The 18,275-nt window shown below is 62.9% G+C and carries 18 protein-coding genes, 1 tRNA gene and 1 pseudogene; 10 read left to right on the top strand and 10 right to left on the bottom strand.

All coding sequences use genetic code 11. The features are described from left to right. The 4 genes from ACILRA_RS07805 to ACILRA_RS07790 all read right to left on the bottom strand — a co-directional run. Positions 1-237, bottom strand: a 237-nt coding sequence (locus ACILRA_RS07805) for a recombinase family protein (protein WP_395661536.1), incomplete at its 3' end; no start/stop codon positions are given. 539 nt (positions 238-776) lie between these two features. After that, positions 777-1,046 (bottom strand): hypothetical protein, encoded by a 270-nt coding sequence (locus ACILRA_RS07800; protein ID WP_395661535.1) that lies wholly within the window; start codon positions 1,044-1,046, stop codon positions 777-779. Positions 1,047-1,095: 49 nt separating this feature from the next. Continuing rightward, the gene (locus tag ACILRA_RS07795; RefSeq protein WP_395661534.1) at positions 1,096-2,289 is read right to left on the bottom strand and encodes a tyrosine-type recombinase/integrase; all 1,194 of its coding nucleotides are present in this window, start codon (positions 2,287-2,289) and stop codon (positions 1,096-1,098) included. A gap of 144 nt (positions 2,290-2,433) precedes the next feature. Then, a tRNA-Ser gene (locus ACILRA_RS07790) sits at positions 2,434-2,523 on the bottom strand. Positions 2,524-2,634: 111 nt separating this feature from the next. Here ACILRA_RS07790 and msrA point away from each other — a divergent pair. Continuing rightward, the gene (gene msrA, locus ACILRA_RS07785; protein WP_395661533.1) at positions 2,635-3,288 is read left to right on the top strand and encodes a peptide-methionine (S)-S-oxide reductase MsrA; all 654 of its coding nucleotides are present in this window, start codon (positions 2,635-2,637) and stop codon (positions 3,286-3,288) included. A 6-nt stretch (positions 3,289-3,294) separates the two neighbouring features. Here the strand turns inward: msrA and ACILRA_RS07780 are convergent, their stop codons facing one another. The 3 genes from ACILRA_RS07780 to iolD are packed head-to-tail and all read right to left on the bottom strand — an operon-like array spanning position 3,295 to position 7,159. Then, positions 3,295-4,419, bottom strand: a complete 1,125-nt coding sequence (locus ACILRA_RS07780) for a Gfo/Idh/MocA family protein (RefSeq protein ID WP_395661532.1) — start codon at positions 4,417-4,419, stop codon at positions 3,295-3,297. Continuing rightward, on the bottom strand, positions 4,416-5,309 hold the full coding sequence (gene iolE, locus ACILRA_RS07775) for a myo-inosose-2 dehydratase (protein WP_395661531.1): 894 nt from the start codon (positions 5,307-5,309) through the stop codon (positions 4,416-4,418). The genes ACILRA_RS07780 and iolE overlap by 4 nt, the downstream gene beginning before the upstream one ends. A 5-nt stretch (positions 5,310-5,314) precedes the next feature. Further along, positions 5,315-7,159, bottom strand: a complete 1,845-nt coding sequence (gene iolD / locus ACILRA_RS07770; RefSeq protein WP_395661530.1) for a 3D-(3,5/4)-trihydroxycyclohexane-1,2-dione acylhydrolase (decyclizing) — start codon at positions 7,157-7,159, stop codon at positions 5,315-5,317. A gap of 256 nt (positions 7,160-7,415) precedes the next feature. On the opposite strand from iolD, the gene ACILRA_RS07765 reads away from it, so the two are divergent. The 4 genes from ACILRA_RS07765 to ACILRA_RS07750 are packed head-to-tail and all read left to right on the top strand — an operon-like array spanning position 7,416 to position 11,539. Further along, on the top strand, positions 7,416-8,234 hold the full coding sequence (locus ACILRA_RS07765) for an HpcH/HpaI aldolase/citrate lyase family protein (protein WP_395661529.1): 819 nt from the start codon (positions 7,416-7,418) through the stop codon (positions 8,232-8,234). Between the two features lies 1 nt (position 8,235). Continuing rightward, the gene (locus ACILRA_RS07760; RefSeq protein WP_395661528.1) at positions 8,236-9,210 is read left to right on the top strand and encodes a hydroxyacid dehydrogenase; all 975 of its coding nucleotides are present in this window, start codon (positions 8,236-8,238) and stop codon (positions 9,208-9,210) included. Positions 9,211-9,266: 56 nt separating this feature from the next. Next, positions 9,267-10,484: an NAD(P)/FAD-dependent oxidoreductase gene (locus tag ACILRA_RS07755; RefSeq protein ID WP_395661527.1), complete on the top strand. Its 1,218-nt coding sequence runs from the start codon at positions 9,267-9,269 to the stop codon at positions 10,482-10,484. Between the two features lie 5 nt (positions 10,485-10,489). Then, positions 10,490-11,539 (top strand): threonine aldolase family protein, encoded by a 1,050-nt coding sequence (locus tag ACILRA_RS07750; protein ID WP_395661526.1) that lies wholly within the window; start codon positions 10,490-10,492, stop codon positions 11,537-11,539. A gap of 171 nt (positions 11,540-11,710) precedes the next feature. On the opposite strand, the gene ACILRA_RS07745 is transcribed toward ACILRA_RS07750, so the two are convergent. Continuing rightward, complete coding sequence (locus ACILRA_RS07745) at positions 11,711-12,163, bottom strand: Hsp20 family protein (RefSeq protein ID WP_395661525.1); 453 nt, start codon at positions 12,161-12,163, stop codon at positions 11,711-11,713. 250 nt (positions 12,164-12,413) lie between these two features. Between ACILRA_RS07745 and ACILRA_RS07740 the strand changes: the two genes are divergently transcribed. The 3 genes from ACILRA_RS07740 to ACILRA_RS07730 all read left to right on the top strand — a co-directional run bounded on the left by ACILRA_RS07740 (position 12,414) and on the right by ACILRA_RS07730 (position 14,546). Then, complete coding sequence (locus ACILRA_RS07740; RefSeq protein ID WP_395661524.1) at positions 12,414-12,812, top strand: hypothetical protein; 399 nt, start codon at positions 12,414-12,416, stop codon at positions 12,810-12,812. A gap of 145 nt (positions 12,813-12,957) precedes the next feature. Further along, on the top strand, positions 12,958-13,503 hold the full coding sequence (locus ACILRA_RS07735) for a hypothetical protein (RefSeq protein WP_395661523.1): 546 nt from the start codon (positions 12,958-12,960) through the stop codon (positions 13,501-13,503). Between the two features lie 110 nt (positions 13,504-13,613). Continuing rightward, positions 13,614-14,546: an alpha/beta fold hydrolase gene (locus ACILRA_RS07730; protein ID WP_395661522.1), complete on the top strand. Its 933-nt coding sequence runs from the start codon at positions 13,614-13,616 to the stop codon at positions 14,544-14,546. Between the two features lie 58 nt (positions 14,547-14,604). Here the strand turns inward: ACILRA_RS07730 and ACILRA_RS07725 are convergent, their stop codons facing one another. Further along, positions 14,605-15,060, bottom strand: coding sequence for a J domain-containing protein (locus ACILRA_RS07725; RefSeq protein WP_395661521.1), 456 nt, complete (start codon positions 15,058-15,060; stop codon positions 14,605-14,607). A gap of 123 nt (positions 15,061-15,183) precedes the next feature. Between ACILRA_RS07725 and typA the strand changes: the two genes are divergently transcribed. Together typA and ppa are read left to right on the top strand one after the other, a co-directional pair. Next, complete coding sequence (gene typA, locus ACILRA_RS07720) at positions 15,184-17,016, top strand: translational GTPase TypA (RefSeq protein WP_395661520.1); 1,833 nt, start codon at positions 15,184-15,186, stop codon at positions 17,014-17,016. A gap of 95 nt (positions 17,017-17,111) precedes the next feature. Continuing rightward, entirely contained in the window at positions 17,112-17,648 is a 537-nt protein-coding gene (gene ppa / locus ACILRA_RS07715) for an inorganic diphosphatase (RefSeq protein WP_395661519.1), read from the top strand. A 160-nt stretch (positions 17,649-17,808) separates the two neighbouring features. On the opposite strand, the pseudogene ACILRA_RS07710 reads toward ppa, so the two are convergent. Beyond that, positions 17,809-18,275: pseudogene (locus ACILRA_RS07710) on the bottom strand (bifunctional methylenetetrahydrofolate dehydrogenase/methenyltetrahydrofolate cyclohydrolase); the annotation flags it as partial.

Here is an 18,275-nt window from a genome sequence, read left to right as displayed (position 1 = left end):
GCCTGTGGTGAGGCGCGACAGGCGATCCACCTGTTCAAGGAGGAGCACATCGCCGGGTTCACTGTCTGACAGCAGCCGGAAAAGCTCTGGGCGTTGCAAAGAGGCCCCTGAGACGTTCTCGATATAGAACCCCGCGATCTTCAGTCCGCGTTCTCTAGCAAAGGCCTGAAGCTGCTTCTTGGCACGTGTCGCGTCTTGATCTTCGGTCGAGGCGCGGAGGTAGGCTCGAATAAACATGCTGGCAACATCCGTCTGTTTTGGATGGTCTGTTTATTATCAGTCTGTTTTGAATTGTCAGCTGTCGGAAACAGACCGCCCCGGATGCGTGGTTCACAAGGGTATGGTTAAAACAGACCAATTCGATGCTGGCGATTTAGGGTAAGATGCAGGTTTGTGTGTCGCGAGTTCCCCGGCCCATGAAACAACACCCTGAGAGATTTTCCAGCCCCGTGAGGCGCGCAGCAGCGCTTTCGGGTGAATCCCCGAAGCGAGGAGTGCAGCAGTCACGCAAGAGGTAGATCAGAGGCGTGGGGGTGCTGGGGGTTCAGATAAGCTCACTGATGCCGTCTGATAGACCGGGAGATTTTTGAAATTTCTGGGGGATGCGTGCCGGGGGGCCGGGAGCCCTTAATTGGTTTGGGACTCCTGCCTGTGGAGGAATGCTATTGTGCTCGTCTGATGGCGCAGTTTCATGTTGCCATGATCAATGTCGGTTCTGCGGCAATTCAATTCTTTCGATACAACACCCCGAACCTGAGATCGAAGCAACACGATGCTCAGCGTTTCCTTTTCGGCGCTTCACGACCCCGAAGGAATTCATCGAGATCTTCCCTGAGGACATGCTGATCGCCATTTTCCCGGTAGCGAAAGGTTTTCAGTCCCTCTTTCTGCATCCGGTACACGGTTGCCCGGCTCACACCCAGATGAGTGGGCAGTTGCGCAAGCTTAATGCGGTCAGGAATAGGAGTGGCCTTCGGCTTGGCTGGCACTCTGATATCCGGAAAATCTGCTGACGGCGCAATTGCAACAGCGATATACTTCTTCACTCTGCCGCCTTTCCTACGGCCTTCTGGCGCGTGAAAAACAACGCTCGCTTCAGACTCTGTCATTGTTCTGCCTTTGCATGATCAACACCTGCCCTGCTACTCCATTTACGTGATCCGCCCATTGCTCCAAGATTTCACGCCGTTGTTCGAGGAGATCGTCACGCATGTACGCGCTCTCGGTTTTACCGAGCACCTTGTGATCGAGACACATCTCGGAAGAAATCCGGTCCAGCCTCTTGTGCTGAGCCCATTCGCGGAAGCTGCTCCGAAACCCGTGAGTGGTGCACTTATCTTTGAAACCCATACGGTCGCGCAGAGCCAACAGCGCATTATTTGAGAAGGGCTTACCCGGTTCCCGCTCGAACACCACGCCCTCAGGTTGCGGCCCGATAGCACGCAGGATTGCAACAGCAGCAGAACTCAACGGCACTCGAAAAGCTCGCCGGGCTTTCATTCGGTGGTCAGGAATATTCCAAACCCTCGCCGCGAGATCGATCTCCTCCCACCGAGCACCGATCACCTCAACAGTCCGAGTGCACGTGAGGATGCAGAACTTATAGGCCAATGCTGCGTCTGCGGGACGTTCGCCGAGCAAGCGATAAAACTCGGCCACCTCGCCGTAAGGCAAGGCGCGGTGGTGGCGCTCCTCCTTTTTGTGTGGCGGAAGGACATATTCGAGGCATCCCTTCCACCGGGCAGGATTGTCTCCCTCGCGGTGGCCAAGTGATTTCGCATAGTCGAGCACAGCTTCGATCCTGCCGCGTGTGCGAGAGGCAACCTCGGGAATCTTTGTCCAGATCGGGTACAGCGCAGACCTAACATCGGCGGTCTTGATCTGATCCACGGGCATGCTGCGAAGCGGACCGATATAGTCCAAAGTCTTCAGCCATTGATGCGGGCTTTTTGAGTTCGTCCAACGGGACGAGAAGACCTTCACGTATTCCGTCAGCACTTCGTCAAATTTTGGCACCTTCGTAGGATGTACATGTATCTGCGGATCGATGCCAGCAGCCCTGAGTCGCCGATATTCCGTGGCCTTTTGACGAGCATCAGAAAGATCGACGTCCCACGCAGACCCTAAGCCCATCTCGCGCTCGGACCCATTCAAAGAATAACGGAAGACCCATGACCGTGCCGTCTCCGAAGACACGACAAGGTAGAGATTGTTGCCGTCTGGATATTTGCGGGGCTCGATGGACTTTTGACGAACGAATTGAGAACTAAGTCGGTTAATCTTCCGCATCCGCTTCCCCGCTTTCCCCGTTCCTTTCCACGTTACGTGGTGAGAAGGTGGGGAACGCTGGGACCGCTTTCAAGGCTCAAGTGCCAGTAAAATATAGCGTTTACACGCTTCTTGAGACAGTGTGAGATGCTGGATAACAGCTGATGGCGGAAGAGGAGGGATTCGAACCCTCGATACGCTTTCACGTATGCACGCGTTCCAGGCGTGTGCCTTAAACCACTCGGCCACCCTTCCTTTGGTGGTGGCCCGAATATCGCCATCCCGCCCCCAAATCAAGCATTGTTGAGTGGCCGCGGGAAGATTGTGGCCCTATATCAGGGAAAACCGCAAGGAGGGCTCGCGCCGATGTTCTTTACCCGCCAGAAAAGCCGCATGGTTTCGCCGTCGGAGGCGCTTCCTGGCCGTTCCGCTGCCATTGCCACGGCCGAGCGCCATTTTGTCAATGGCAACCCCTTGAAGGGCCCCTATCCTGCGGGGCTCGAGACGGCGGTTTTCGCGCTGGGCTGCTACTGGGGGGCGGAGCGGAAGTTCTGGCAGGTGCCGGGCGTGTGGGTCACGGCCGCCGGCAATGCCGGGGGCTTCAGCCCGAACCCATCTTATGAGGAGGTTTGCTCTGGCCTCACCGGCCATGCCGAATCGGTGCTGGTGGTGTTCGATCCGGCCCAGGTGACCTATGAGGCGCTGCTCAAGGTCTTTTTCGAGGCGCATGACCCCACCCAGGGCATGAGGCAGGGCAATGACGTGGGCAGCCAGTACCGCTCCGCCATCTACTGGACGAGCCCCGCCCAGCGCGATGCGGCGCTGGCCGCCAAGGCCATGTATGAGCAGGCGCTGATGGCCAAGGGCTTTGGCCCCATCACCACCGAGATTGCCGAGGCCGGCACCTTCTATTTCGCGGAAGGCTACCATCAGCAATATCTGGCCAAGAACCCCAATGGCTATTGCGGCCTGGGCGGCACGGGTGTGACATGTGCCATCGGCACGGGCGTCAGCGCCTGAGGACGATCACCCCACAGCCATCCAGCCCCGCGCCGTCGACGAGGCAATCGCCGCCTCGACCACCTTCTGGATCTCATAGGCCTCGCGGAAATCGGGCCCCGCCTTCGCACCCTCGCCGATGGCGCGCAGGAATTCGCCCATCTCGATGGTCTTCAAGTCGTTGAAGCCCAGCTGGTGCCCGCCTGCGATGCAGAACTGGCCATAGGGCTGGTGCTGCGGCCCGGCTTCGATCTTCACATAGCCGGAAGTCTTGGCGTCCCCGCCCGCCTTATAGAGCAGCAGTTCGTTCAGCCGCTCCTGGGTGAAGACGAGCGAGCCCTTCTCGCCCGTCAGCTCGAAGCCCAGCTGCATCTTGCGGCCCGTGGCGATCCAGTTCGCCTCAATGGTGCCGCCGCAGCCCCGCCCGAAATTGACGAGGATGCGCGCCACGTCGTCGACCCACACATCCTTCCGCTCCGCCGCCCCCTTCGCAACCGGTCGGCTCTTCACCACCGTGCGCACATCCGCACTCACCTCGGCAATCGGCCCCAGCAGAAAGCGCGCCATGCCGATGATGTGCGAACCCAGATCGGCAATCACCCCCGGCCCACCTGCGGGATCGATGCGCCAGCTGTAAGGGCTCTCCGGATCATGCATGTAGTCTTCGGCATGAATGCCGCGAAAGCCGGTGATCTCGCCAAGCTCGCCCGCCGCCACCATGTCCCGCACCATCTTCAACAGCGGGTTCTTGATGTAATTGAAGCCAACCTGTGTTGCCACGCCCGCCTTCTCCGCCGCCTCCACCATGATGAGGGAGTGAGCGAGCGACGGCGACAGCGGCTTCTCACAATGCACATGCTTGCCAGCGGCGATGGCCGCCAGCGCCATCTCCTTGTGGAAGACATTGGGCGTGGTGATCGAGACGACGTCAATCCCCCGGTCGCTCACCAGCGCGCGCCAGTCCGTGGTCGCCCGCGCAAAGCCATATTGCTTGGCGGCGGTGGATGCGATGCCATGGTCCACATCCGCAATCATCTCAAGGCGCGGAACCGGAATATCGGGGAAGGCCGCAAGGGCCGCGCGATAGGCGAAGGCATGCGCCTTGCCCATGAAGCCCGTGCCGATCAGACCGATGCCGAGCTCTTTCGTCACGCCACGACCTCATATCCGGCAGCGGTCATCACCCGCATCAGCTCCTTGTGGCCGATCTCGGCCATCTTGATGGGCGGCGCCTTCTTCGGGTCCTGCTCGGCCTCGACCACGAACCAGCCTTCATAGCCATAGCCCGCCAGCTTCGTCACGATCGCCGCGAAATCGAGCGAGCCGTCGCCCGGCACCGTGAAGGCGCCCTTGATCACCGCATCAAGGAAGCTTTCCTTCGTGCGGTCGAGCATGTTGATCACCTCCATGCGCACATCCTTGGTGTGCACATGGCGGATGCGCTTGTGATGCTTGTCGATGCAGCGCAGAACGTCGCCACCCGCGAAGGCCATATGGCCCGCGTCGAACAACAGCGAGATGGTGGAGGCCGCCATGAAGGCGTCAAGCTCCGGCTCCGTCTCCACCACCGCCGCCATGTGGTGGTGATAGACCAGCGGCATGCCCTGCGCTTCCACCCATGTCGCGAAGTCGGACATCTTCGCCCCATAGTCCTTCATCTCAGCCTCTGAAAGCCTGGGCTTCGTGGCCAGCGGCTTCGACTGATCACCCTGGATCGAGCGGCCCACCTCGCCATAGACGATGCAGGGCGCATCGACGGCCTTGAACAGGTCGATCATCGGCTGAATGCGCTGCTTGTTGGCCTCGATCGGCTCGTTCACGATCGTGCCGGAAAACCAGCCGCCACACAGCGTGACATCCGCCTTTTTCAGGATCGGCAGCATCTCGGCTGCGGATTCCGGAAAGCGCCGCCCCTTCTCCATGCCGGTGAAGCCCGCAGAGCGCGACTGGCGCAGGCATTCCTCCAGCGACACATCGTCAGAGAGCTGCGGAAGGTCGTCGTTCCACCAGGCGATGGGCGACATGCCCAGCTTTGCTTTCATCTTGCTTACACTCCAATGCGCTGCTTCTTGCGGATCGTCTCATGGTGGGCGCGCGCCTTCTGCACCTCGGGCCGGTCAGAGACCTCCGGCACGCCCACGTCCCAGTCGGCATCCCCCGGCACCCAGGAGAAGGCGTCGGTCACGATGGTAATCACGGTCGTGCGGTCCGTCGTCTTGGCCCAGGCCAGTGCCGCCTCAAGGTCGGCAAGGCTCTCGCAATGGCGCGCCGCCGCACCCATGGATTCCGCATGCTTGGCGAAGTCCACCGCGAAGGGCGTCTTCACGCGGCTGTCCTTGATCAGATTGTTGAAGGACGGCGTGCCCTTGAAGTTCTGCAAGCGGTTGATCACCGCATAGCCGCCATTGTCGCAGATGATGACGATCATCTTGTGCCCGGTCAGCACCGTCGAATAGATGTCGGAGTTCATCATCATGTAGCTGCCGTCGCCCACCATCACGATGGTCTCGCCATCGCCCTTCTTGGCCATGGCATGGCCCCAGCCGCCGGCCACCTCATAGCCCATGGCGGAGAAGCCGAACTCGAGGTCGAAGGTATTGGGGTTCTTGATGCGCCAGCCCTTGGCCGTTTCGCCGGGAAGGCCGCCCGCCGCCGTCACCATCGTGTCGTTGGGGGCTGCCCACGCGTTCACCATGCCCACGACATGCGCATAGGTCGGCACCTCCGCGTTGGTCGGCTTCTGGTGCGCATCGACGAGATCATTCCACGCCTTGAAGGCGGTCTTGGCCTTGTTCGTCCAGGCCGCATCGGCCTTCCAGCTGCCGATGGCAGCTTCAAGTTCCGTCACCGTCTCCTTCGCATCGCCCACGACGGCCAGTGCCCGGTGCTTCGTCGCATCATAGCGCGCGGCATTGATCGAGACGAATTGCGCATCGTGAGAGAACACCGTCCATGAACCGGTGGTGAAGTCCTGCAAGCGCGTGCCGATGGCGATGATGACGTCCGCCGCACCCGCCATTTCATTGGCGGAGGATGAGCCGATCACGCCGATGGGCCCCACATGCGCCGGGTGGTCATGCGTGACCGCGCCCTTGCCGGCAATGGTCTCAGCCATGGGAATGCCGTGCTTCAAGGCGAAGTCCGAAACGTCCTTTTCCGCGCCTGAGTAACGGACACCGCCGCCCGAGATGATGAGGGGCCGCTTGGCCGACTTGATGATCTCAATGGCACTGGCCACCCGGTCGCGGTCCGGCCGCGGGCGCGGGATGGTGTGAATGGTCGGCGTGAAGAAGGCTTCCGGATAGTCGAAGGCGATCTCCTGCGTGTCCTGGGCCAGGCCGATGAAGGCCGGGCCGCAATCGCCGGGGTCCAGCATGGTGGCAACCGCCTGCGGCAGGGACGAGATGATCTGCTCCGGATGCATGATGCGGTCCCAGTAGCGGGTGACCGCCTTGAACGCGTCGTTCACCGACGTCGTCGGATTGCTGAAGTGCTCCACCTGCTGCAGCACCGGGTCGGGCCTGCGGTTGGCGAAGATGTCGCCCGCAAGGAACAGCACAGGCAACCGGTTGGCATGGGCACAGCCTGCCGCCGTCACCATGTTGAGGGCGCCGGGCCCGATGGAGGAGAGCGCCACCATGATCTGCCGCCGCCGCATCGCCTTGGCATAGGCCACGGCAGCCAGCGCCATCGACTGCTCATTCTGCCCGCGCCATGTCGGCAGCTTGTCCTGCACCCCTTCCAAGGCTTCCGAAATGCAGGTCACGTTGCCGTGCCCGAAGATGCCGAAGAGCCCGGCGAACAGCGGCTCCTTGTTGCCATCGATGATGGTGTACTGGTTGCACAGGTAGCGCACGAGCGCCTGGCCCATGGTGAGGCGGATGGTGGACATGCGGTCACTCCCTTTGACGTGAGAATTCTGGAACATTTCGTCTATTTTTTCAAGTCATGGAATAGAGTTTCCATACATGGCCTGTTAGCAGCTTTGAACAGTGTATCATGTCCAACCCCGCGGCAAGGGAGCGGCTGCAACCGTTGCAACAGCAACCAAAAGTCAACCGAATCTCTCCTGCCGCAACACGAATCGCAACCCTGCTGCATCTGCAGCAAGGCTTGACAATCCGCCCGCGATCTCATCCCCTGCCGCCATGCAGAAGAACAACATCAGACGACTTTGGGCAGAGGGCAAGCCCGTGCTCAACGGCTGGCTCTCGATCGGCAACAGCTTCACCGCCGAGATCATGTCGCATCAGGGCTACGACGCGCTCACCATCGACCAGCAGCACGGTTTCCTGGGCTATGATGCCCTGGCCCCGATGATGCAGGCGATGAAGGCATCGCCCGCCACCCCCATGGTGCGCGTGCCGTGGCTTTCCGCCGGCGACGTCATGAAGGCGCTGGATGCGGGCGCGCTGGGCATCATCTGCCCCATGATCAACACCCGGGAGGAGGCGGAATTCTTCGTATCCTCAATGCGTTACCCGCCGCATGGCCAGCGCAGCATGGGCCCCACCCGCGCCGTCTTCGCGCATGGCGCGGACTACGGCAAATGGGCCGACGAGGAGGTGATCGCCCTCGCCATGATCGAGACGGCGGATGGCATGCGGAACCTGAAGGACATCGTGAAGACCCCGGGCCTCGATGGCGTTTACATCGGCCCGGCCGATCTGACGCTCGGCCTCACCGGCCGGAAATACCCCACGGGCTTCGACCGTGAGGAGCCCGAAATGGTTGAAGCCATTCAGGAAATCCTTGCCCGCTCGCATGAGGCGGGCATCCGTGCCTGCCTCCATTGCGGCAGTTCTGCCTATGCGGCCAAGGCGATCTCCTGGGGCTTCGACCTCGTCACGCTGCTCAATGACGTGCGCTTGCTGGCGGGTGCTGCAAAGGCCGGCGTCGACCAGGCGCGCGCCCTGATCGGCGGGCCGGTTTCTGCTGATAACACCCCGAAAAATCAGGGTTATTGAGATGCCGCACATATTGGTGGCCGGAAAACTGCACGCCGCCGGAATAGCGCGCCTGCAGCAGGCCCAGGGCTTCACCTTCACCCACATCGAGGAGGTGTCGGTCGACAGCTACCTGCCGCATCTGCCCGGGGCGGACGCCGTGGTGATCCGCACCCAGCCGATGACGGCGGAGGCCATCGCCACCGCACCCCGCCTCAGGATCGTGTCCCGGCATGGCGTCGGCTATGATGCGGTTGACGTCAAGGCCTTGAATTCGCGTGGAATTCCGCTCTGCATCGTGGGCGACGTCAATTCCCGCGCGGTGGCTGAGCATACGCTGATGCTGATGCTGGCGGTGGCCCGCCGCGCCGCCGCGCATAATGCCGCCGCCCGCAGCGGCAACTGGAACATCCGCAATCGCTTCGAGACGGTGGAACTCGACGGCAAGACATTGCTGCTCGCGGGCTTTGGCCGCATCGGCCGCCGGGTGGCGGAACTCGCCCGCGCCTTCGGCATGACCGTCATGGCGTATGATCCCTTCGTGAAGCCGGATCTTCTTGCAAAACATGGTGTTAGGCCAGCGGAAGACCTGCTGAAGGCGCTCGGCGAGGCCGACTACGTGTCGCTTCACATGCCGGGCCAGGCCTCGGGCGCGGTCATCTTCGAGGAAGAACTCGCCGCCATGAAGCCATCGGCGATCCTCATCAACGCCGCCCGCGGTGGCCTCGTCGACGAGATCGCCCTCGACAAGGCCCTGCGCGAGGGGCGGCTCTCCGGCGCCGGCCTCGACGTGCTGCGCACGGAGCCTCCGGCCCCGGACCATCCCCTGCTGTCGAATGACCGGGTCCTCATCAGCCCGCACACCGCAGGCCTCACCGCGGAATGCGCAGCGCGCATGGCCGTGGCCTCGGTCCAGAACGTCATCGATCACTTCGCAGGCAGGCTCGATCCGTCACTGGTCGTCAACGCCCAAGCGGCGGGCTATCCCAACGGTTGAAAACCGGCGGCACGGGCAGTAACCACTGGGCCGAAGGCGGCAAGCGAGGTCTCGGTATGGCAGAAGCGGGCATGGTGATCGTGGGCGGCGGCATGGCGGGCGCGCGCGCCATCGTCGGCCTGCGCGCCAATGGCTGGCAGGGGGCAATCACCCTCATCGGCGAGGAAACGCTGCTGCCCTATGACCGGCCTCCCCTGTCCAAGGCGATGCTGACGGACGAGAAGGAACCATCTCCCGCCTATCTTCTCGACGAAGGCATGATCGCGTCGCTCAAGGCAGAGTTCATACGCGGCGCGAGGGCCGTTGCCATCGACCGCACGGCCAAGGCCGTGCTGCTGGAAGACGGGCGGCGCGTGCCCTACGCCAGGCTGCTGATCGCCACCGGCGCCAAGCCGCGCCGGCTGACCGTCGAGGGCGGCGAACTCGCCTATACCCTACGTGACTTCGCCGATGGCGACCATCTGCGCAACCGGTTGCGGCAGAGCGGCACGGCGGCCATCGTGGGCGGCGGCTTCATCGGTCTGGAGGTGGCGGCCAGCGCGCGCAAGCTCGGCTGCACCGTGAGCCTGATCGAGGCGCAGCCACGCATCCTCATGCGCGGCGTGCCGGAGGAAATTGCCAGCGTCGTCCACGCCCGGCATGCCGCGGCGGGTGTCACGCTGGAAACGGGAACCGCCCTCAAGGCCGTGGAAACCGATGGCGTGCTGCTGGCGGACGGCCGCAAGGTGCGGGCCGATATCGTTATCGCCGGAATTGGCGCCGCACCCGAGATCGGGCTTGCGAAGGACGCGAGGCTTGCCATCGACAACGGCATCGCCTGCAACGAAACCCTGGCGACCAGTGACCCGGACATCTTCGCGGCAGGCGACTGCTGCTCCTTCCCGCACCGGCTCTTCGCCGGCAAGCGCATGCGGCTGGAGGCGTGGCGGAACGCCACCGACCAGGCGAATGTTGCAACCCGGAACATGCTTGGCGGATCAGAGGCTTACACGGCCGTGCCGTGGTTCTGGTCCGACCAGTACGACCTGTCGCTGCAAATCGCCGGAAGCCCGGCGGACGGCGTGACCACGGTCAGGCGCCAGGTGGGTGAGGGCTTCGTGATCTTCCATCTCGACGGCACCGGCCGGCTCGTCGCCGCGTCAGGCATCGGCCCGGGCAATTCCATCGCGCGGGACGTGAAGATGGCCGAGATGCTGATCGCCCGCGAGGCCTCGCCCCCCGCCGGGGTACTCGCCGACCCGTCCTTACAACTCAAGTCGCTTCTCAAAGGCTGACACGCATGAATTTCGCATCCGACAATGTCTATGGCGTCCACCCCAAGGTCCTCGGCGCGCTGGCCGCGGCCAATGAGGGCACCGCGCCGTCCTATGGCGGGGACGTCTACACGGCCCAGGCTGAGGAGAAGCTGAAGGAGGTTTTCGGCTGCGACCTCAGGGCGTTTCTGGTGACGTCGGGCACGGCTGCCAACGGGCTGGCGCTGTCGGCGCTGACGCCGGGCTATGGCGCCGTCATCTGCCACGCGGAGGCGCACATCGCCGTTGACGAGTGCAACTCGCCGGAGCTCTTCACCGGGGGCGCCAAGATCCTGGGTCTTCCGGCGCAAGGCGGCAAGATCACGCCTGCGCTGGTGGAGAAGACGCTGAAGGGCTTCATCCGCGGCGAGCATGATCCGAAGCCCAAGGCCGTTTCCCTCACCAACGCCACCGAGCTTGGCACCTGCTACGCGCCCCATGAGGTCAAGGCCATGTCGGAGCTGATCCGGCCGCGCGGCATGAAGCTGCACATGGATGGCGCGCGCATTGCCAATGCGCTGGCAGGCCTCGGGGTCACCCCCGCGGAGCTCACCTGGAAGGCGGGGGTCGATGCCCTGTCCTTCGGCGCCACCAAGAACGGCGCGATGATGCTCGAGGCGGTCATCTTCTTCGACCTGCCGCTGGCGGAGGACTTTGCCTACCGCCGCATGCGGGGCGGGCAGCTGATGTCGAAGAGCCGCTATCTGGGGGCGCAGATGCTCGCCTATCTCGAGGATGAGCTGTGGCTTGAAAACGCGCGGCGGGCCAACCGGCTGGCGCTGAGGCTCCGCGACGGGTTGCGGCAGGCAGCGGCAATCCGCATTCCCAATCCGGTCGAGGCCAACGAGGTCTTCGCGATCATGCCGCGCGGCCTTTACGACCGGCTGCTGGCGGCCGGCGCCAAGTTCTACGACTGGATGCCGGACAGCCTCGGGGATGCCATTGCGCCCGATGAGGTCTTCGCGCGCTTCGTGCTGTCTTTTGCGACACCGGAAGAGGACGTGGACGACTTCCTGCGGCTGGTCGCGAAGGGATGATCCGGCGAAATGCCCCCTCCCCCCTAGAGCATGATCCGCAAAAGTGGAAACCACTTTTGCGATAAGATCATGCTCAAGCCATTGATCTTGCGCGAGTTCTTTTCGACCAGGTGATTCCACCTGGTCGGAACGCGCGCTAGGCGGGAGGGAGAGGGCGTTCACACTGTGGCCTCAGGCGGCCTTCCTCGCCTCGATGGTCTTGGGAGCATTTACACCGTTTACCGGTATGGTGCGGGGCTTGAGGGCTTCCGGCACCTCGCGCTTCAGCGAAATGTGGAGCAGGCCGTTTTCCAAGCCCGCGCCATGAACCAGCACATGGTCGGCGAGCTGGAAGCGGCGCTCGAAGGCGCGTGATGCGATGCCCTGGTGCAGGAACTCGATCTTGCTTTCGGTCTTTTCAGCCTTCTTGCCGGAAACCGTGAGGCCGTTGCCCTTCACCTCGATGGTGATGTCCTCGGGTGCAAAGCCGGCAACCGCCATGGTGATGCGGTATTCATCTTCGGCCAGGCGCTCGATGTTGTAGGGCGGATAGCTCGGCGCCTCGAAGGACGAGGCCTCGTCCAGCATGCGGGCCAGACGGTCAAAGCCGACGGTCGAACGGTAGAGGGGGGTGAGGTCAAACATGGGTCACATTCTCCTTGAGCAATGTCACGTGTTGAGCCCGCCGCAAGGGCCGGGCCGTTTGTTTCCGCGGACCCGGAAGTGGCGCCCGCATCAGAGAGGTGGGGGCGGCCCCGGCGTTTTCAAGCCCCCCGGGCCTCGGGTGAACGCAAGATGAATGGCCGGTTCGGACTGGGTTCAAGGAGGCGCTGGTAGCTTCTGCTCCAACGATGACCACTGAGGTCGTCGGGAACGCCAGACGAGGAGCACTCACATGATTGGCAATTCCCTGATCGCCGCCGCCGCCGTTGCCGCCACCATGACCTTCGCCCTTCCCGCGCAGGAAGCGCGAGCCGACATCGATGTCGACATCGGCATCGGCTTTGGCGGCTATGTGCCGGGCTATTACGGCGGATCTTATGGCCATGACTATGGTTACGACCACGGCTACGGATACGACGACGGCTATAGCTATGACTATCCCGTCCACAAGCCCTACCGGATCAGCTGTGCCCAGGGCCGCCGCGTCGTTGACAGGTCGGGCTTTAGGCGCGTGAAGCCGGTCGACTGCCAACTGCCCGGCTATCGCTATACCGCGCACCGGAACGGCCAGAAGTTCATGGTCCGAGTCAACGGCCGGGGTCATATCACCGGCGTCAGCAGGGTCTACTGAGGCCAACCCACCCTGGCGGGCGGAAGGGGACACGTCCCTTTCCGCCCCGCCGCAGATTTGCCGTGAAGCTGAACCACAACAGACGGCGTCCACGTCATCAGGAGCGCCAGCATTTGCCGGATGGACGCGTAAAGAGGATCCGACCATGTTCGTTCGCGGTATCACCCTGTCGCTCGCGGCGCTTTTCGCCTTCGGGATCATGGCGGAGACAGCCAGCGCAGACAATCACGGCAAAAAGCAGCGCCGGATCATCGTCGAGGAGGACGGCTATTATCCCGGCCCACCGGTGATCAGGCACATCCCGGGCATTCGCATCTTCTTCGGCGACTATGCGCTGAGCGAGGAAGAGTTCGACGAACTCTACGGCACGCCGGAGCGGGCCTACAGTGATGATGAAGACGAAGCTGTACCCTCAAAGCCCGCTCGCAAGGCCAGCGAACGGGAAAAGCAGAAGCAGCAGAAGAACAAGGCCGCCGCGAAACCGGCTGAGCCGAAGAAGGCTGCAGCCGCATCCGGCCTGTCCTGCGAGAAGGCCACATCCGTGGTGACGGGCTATGGCTTCTCCAGCGTCCAGCCGTCGAGTTGCTCCGGCAAGGTCTATGCCTTCAACGCCACCCGTGACGGCAAGTCCTTCGCCATCAAGCTGGATTCGGCGAGCGGCGAACTGACGGAAGTTAAGAAGCTGCCCTGAGCAGCACTCTCGACCGGAACGCGCGCAAGATCAAAAGCTTGAGCATGACCTTGGCGCAAAAGTGGTTTCCACTTTTGGCGTTCATGCTTTAGGCTTGCGGCGTGCAGGCCATGCAACTTCACCCCACTCTGGAAAATCCGCTGCCACCCGGCGCGGAATGCCTGGAGCTCGTGACGGCAGACAAGGTCAGGCTCCGCGCGCTGCGCGCGATTCCCGGTGATGCGCGCGGGACTGTCGTTCTGCTGGGCGGGCGGGGCGACTTCCTCGAGCGCTACTTCGAAACAACGAGGGAAATCCTCGCCCGCGGCTTTGCCGTAGCCGGCGTCGACATGAGAGGACAGGGCGGATCGCAGCGCCATGGCCCGGACGTCTATCGCGACGTCACCACCTCCTTCACCCACTTCGAGGAAGACCTGCGGACGCTGATGGACGGCCTCGTTCTCCCCACCTGCCCGCCACCCTATTATGCGCTGGGCCATTCAACGGGCGCCCACATCCTGCTCCGCATCCTGCCCAACAGCGACTGGTTCAGAAAGGCCATGCTGGTCTCTCCCCTGGTCGAGATCGTCTATGGGTCCTGGCCGAAGCCCGTTGTCGCGCTGCTGGTCAATGGCATGACCCTCGCAGGGTTCGGCTCGCGCTTCCTGCCGGGCGTCCGGAAGAAACCCATGGGGCGCGACGACTTTCCGGGAAACCCCTTGACCTCCGACCGGCGGCGCTGGAACCGCGACAGCCGCACGCTGGAGGCTGCCCCGCAACTGGGGCTCGGCGGCCCGACGTTCTCCTGGCTGCATGCCGCAAGGCGTTCGTTGAGGGAAATCAAGACCATGGAACGGCCGCGCGCACCCGTGCTGATCGTCGCTGCCGGAAGCGACAGGGTGGTGGGCAATGATGGAATCAGGCAACTGGCGCGCAGTGTGCCGGGGATCTCCCTCGCCTTCATTCCAGGTTCCCAGCACGAGATCCTGAGCGAGCGCGACGAGATCCGCCAGCAGTTCCTCGCCGCCTTTGACAGCTTCATCACCACCGACGCCATGCTCTAGGAACTGATTTTGCGCGAGTTCTTTTCGACCAGGTGGTTACAGCTGGCCGGAGCGCGCGCTAACGGCGCAGTTGCTCGAAGGCCAGGTTGATGCGCACCAGCATGGCGCGCGCGTAATCCTTGATTTCATCGGGCAGATCGTAGGAGGCGATCCTGTCGGGATGATAGAGGCGGGCCATGCGGTGATAGGCCTGCCGGATCTCATCCGCCGAGGCATCCTTGCCCAGCTGCAGGACGGCATGCGGATCAAGATCCGCGAACCCGGCCTGACGGGCGTCGAGGTCGAGCTGGTCAGCCTTCGGCATCTGCATCGAGCGTACCGACTTGACCGCGGACTTGGCGACGAATTGCTGCTCGCCGCCCGCCGTGAGAACGTCGAGGAACATGTCGGGCGAATTGAGGGCGTCACCCAGCTTGTTGGAGAGCGGCATCCGCATGGACACGGTGATCATCGTGTCGTCCAACAGGGTGATGGCAACCAGAGTCCGGTTGACCTTATCCCGCGACTGATACATCCATTACCTCCATTTCTGGTTGTATATCTCCCACGGCGTGAAACAAGCGTTAAATTGCCTTTGCATATTGCACGTGCTAAGCGCCCGTCCAACTCCACCGGATAACGAAAGTCTGTGCGCCTCATGAACTTGCGCAATATCGCCATCATTGCCCACGTCGACCACGGCAAGACCACGCTGATCGACCGTCTGCTGTCCCAGTCAGGCTCGTTCCGCGAGAACCAGAAGGTCGCCGAGCGCGCCATGGACTCGAACGATCTCGAGCGGGAACGCGGCATCACCATCCTCGCCAAGGTGACCTCGCTCAACTGGAAGGACACGCGCATCAACATCGTCGACACGCCCGGCCACGCCGATTTCGGCGGCGAGGTGGAGCGCATCCTGAACATGGTGGACGGTGCCGTTCTCCTCGTCGATGCCGCCGAAGGCCCGATGCCGCAGACCAAGTTCGTGCTGCAGAAGGCCTTGAAGATCGGCCTCAGGCCCATCGTCTGTATCAACAAGATCGACCGTCCGGACGAGCGCCACAACGAGGTGGTGAACGAGGTGTTCGACCTCTTCGCCAACCTTGATGCCAATGAAGAACAGCTCGACTTCCCCATCATCTACGGCTCCGCCAAGCAGGGCTGGATGTCTGACAGCCCGGCCGGCTCGCAGGAGAACATGGCGCCGCTGTTCGACCTCATCGTGAAGCACTTCACGTCTCCGGTGGTGGAAGAAGGGCCGTTCCGCATGCTGGTGACCACCATCGAAGCCAATCCTTTCCTGGGGCGTGTGCTGACGGGGCGCGTGCGCTCCGGCGCCATCAAGGCCAACCAGCAGGTCAAGGCGCTGTCACGCGATGGCAGCGTGGCGGAACAGGGCCGCATCTCCAAGGTGCTGGCCTTCCGCGGCCTCGAGCGCTTGCCGGTGGATGAAGCGGAAGCGGGCGACATCATCGCCATCTCAGGCCTGACCACCGCGACGGTTGCCGACACGATCTGCGACCCGACGGTGACCGAGCCGATCTTCGCCCAGCCCATCGATCCGCCGACCCTGACCATGACCTTCCGCATCAATGACGGCCCGCTGGCCGGCAAGGAGGGCGACAAGGTGCAGTCCCGCGTCATCCGCGACCGGCTGCTGCGCGAGGCGGAAGGCAATGTGGCGCTGAGGGTGACGGCATCGGTGAACGAAACCGACGCATTCGAGGTGGCGGGCCGCGGCGAATTGCAGCTCGGCATCCTGATCGAAACCATGCGGCGCGAGGGCTTCGAGCTGACCGTTGGCCGCCCGCGCGTGGTGTTCAAGACCGACGAGCAGACCGGCCAGAAGCTGGAGCCCGTGGAGGAAGTGATCGTCGACGTCGATGAGGAGCATACCGGCGTCGTGGTGCAGAAGCTCTCCGAGCGCCGCGCCGAAATGCGCGACATGCGCCCCTCCGGCGTCGGCCGCCAGAGGATCGTGTTCCATGCGCCCACACGCGGCCTGATCGGCTACCAGTCGGAGCTTCTCTCGGACACCCGCGGCACGGCGATCATGAACCGCCTGTTCCATTCCTATGCGCCCTATTTCGGCGAGATCCCCGGCCGCCACACCGGTGCGCTGCTCTCCAACAGCGACGGCGAGGCGGTGGCCTATGCGATCTTCAACCTGCAGGACCGCGGGCCCATGTTCATCGAACATGGCACCAAGGTCTATGCCGGCATGATCATCGGCGAGCATACGCGCGGCAATGACCTGGAACTCAACGTCATCAAGGGCAAGAAGCTCACCAATGTGCGCGCGTCGGGCAAGGACGAGGCCGTGGTGCTGATCCCGCCCATCAAGATGTCGCTGGAAAAGGCGCTGGCCTATGTCGGAGAGGATGAGTTGGTCGAGGTGACGCCGAAGTCGATCCGCCTCAGGAAGGCGATCCTCGACCCGCATGAGAGAAAGCGCGTGAGCCGGGCCAAGGAGGCAGAGAGCGTCGCCTGAGCGGCGCCCTCCGCCCAGACATAAGGCGCATAGCCAATCCTGCCAGGCCTGTGGCAGGAGTGGCGGCAGCACAGCTCAAATCCAGGACAGAATAGATGCGCATCGACGCCATTTCGATCGGCAAGAATCCCCCCAAGGAAGTGAACGTCATCGTCGAGGTGCCGGTGGGGGGCGAGCCGATCAAGTACGAGATGGACAAGGCGGCGGGTACGCTGATTGTCGACCGCTTCCTCTATACCTCCATGCGCTATCCCGGAAACTACGGCTTCATCCCGCACACGCTGTCGGATGACGGGGACCCGATCGACGTGCTGATCGCCAACCAGCGTGGCATCATTCCGGGCGCGGTGGTGGCGGTCAGGCCGGTTGGGGTCCTGAGAATGCAGGACGAGGCGGGCGGTGACGAGAAGATCGTGGCGGTGCCCACCCCGAAGCTGACCCGGCGCTACGAAAACGTGCATGAGTATACCGACCTGCCGGAGATCACCCGCCAGCAGATCGAGCACTTCTTCGAGCACTACAAGGACCTGGAACCCGGCAAATGGGTGAAGGTCGTGGGCTGGGGCAATGCGGCGGAGGCCGAGCAGATGATCGTCGAATCGATCGAACGGGCGAAGCGGGCCAAGGGGTAAGGCCGCCACTCGCGGAAAGAGGCCCTCATCCGGCCTTTGGCCACCTTCTCCCATCCCTTCGGGACGGGAGAAGGGGAAGCTATGAGATGATTATCCCCTTCTCCCGTTGCGGAGCAATGGGAGAAGGTGGCCGAAGGCCGGATGAGGGCCGCGCCGCCCGTCACATCTCCGGCTGCGTGATCCCTTTTGCGGCACAAGCCGCCTTCACCGTGTTGTAGAGCAGGCAGGCAATGGTCATCGGGCCAACACCACCCGGCACCGGCGTGATGGCGCCCGCGACCTTTTCGCAGGACGCATAATCACAGTCTCCGACGAGCTTGCCCTTGCCGTCCCGCTCGATGCGATTGATGCCGACGTCGATCACCGTGGCGCCGGGCTTCAGCCAGTCGCCCTTGACCATCTCGGGGCGGCCCACGGCGGCAATCACGAGATCGGCGCGGCGCACGACGCCGGGCAGATCCTTCGTCTTCGAATGGGCGATGGTGACGGTGCAGTTCTCAGCGAGCAGCAATTGCGCCACGGGTTTGCCAACGATGTTGGAGCGGCCGATGACCACCGCATCCAACCCGTCGAGCGAGCCCAGCACGTCTTTCGCCAGCATCACCGAGCCCACCGGCGTGCAGGGCA

Origin of the sequence: Aestuariivirga sp. (assembly GCF_044239095.1) — a bacterium.
Taxonomy (GTDB): Bacteria; Pseudomonadota; Alphaproteobacteria; order Rhizobiales; family Aestuariivirgaceae; genus Aestuariivirga.
This window is presented reverse-complemented; position numbering and strand designations above follow the sequence as displayed.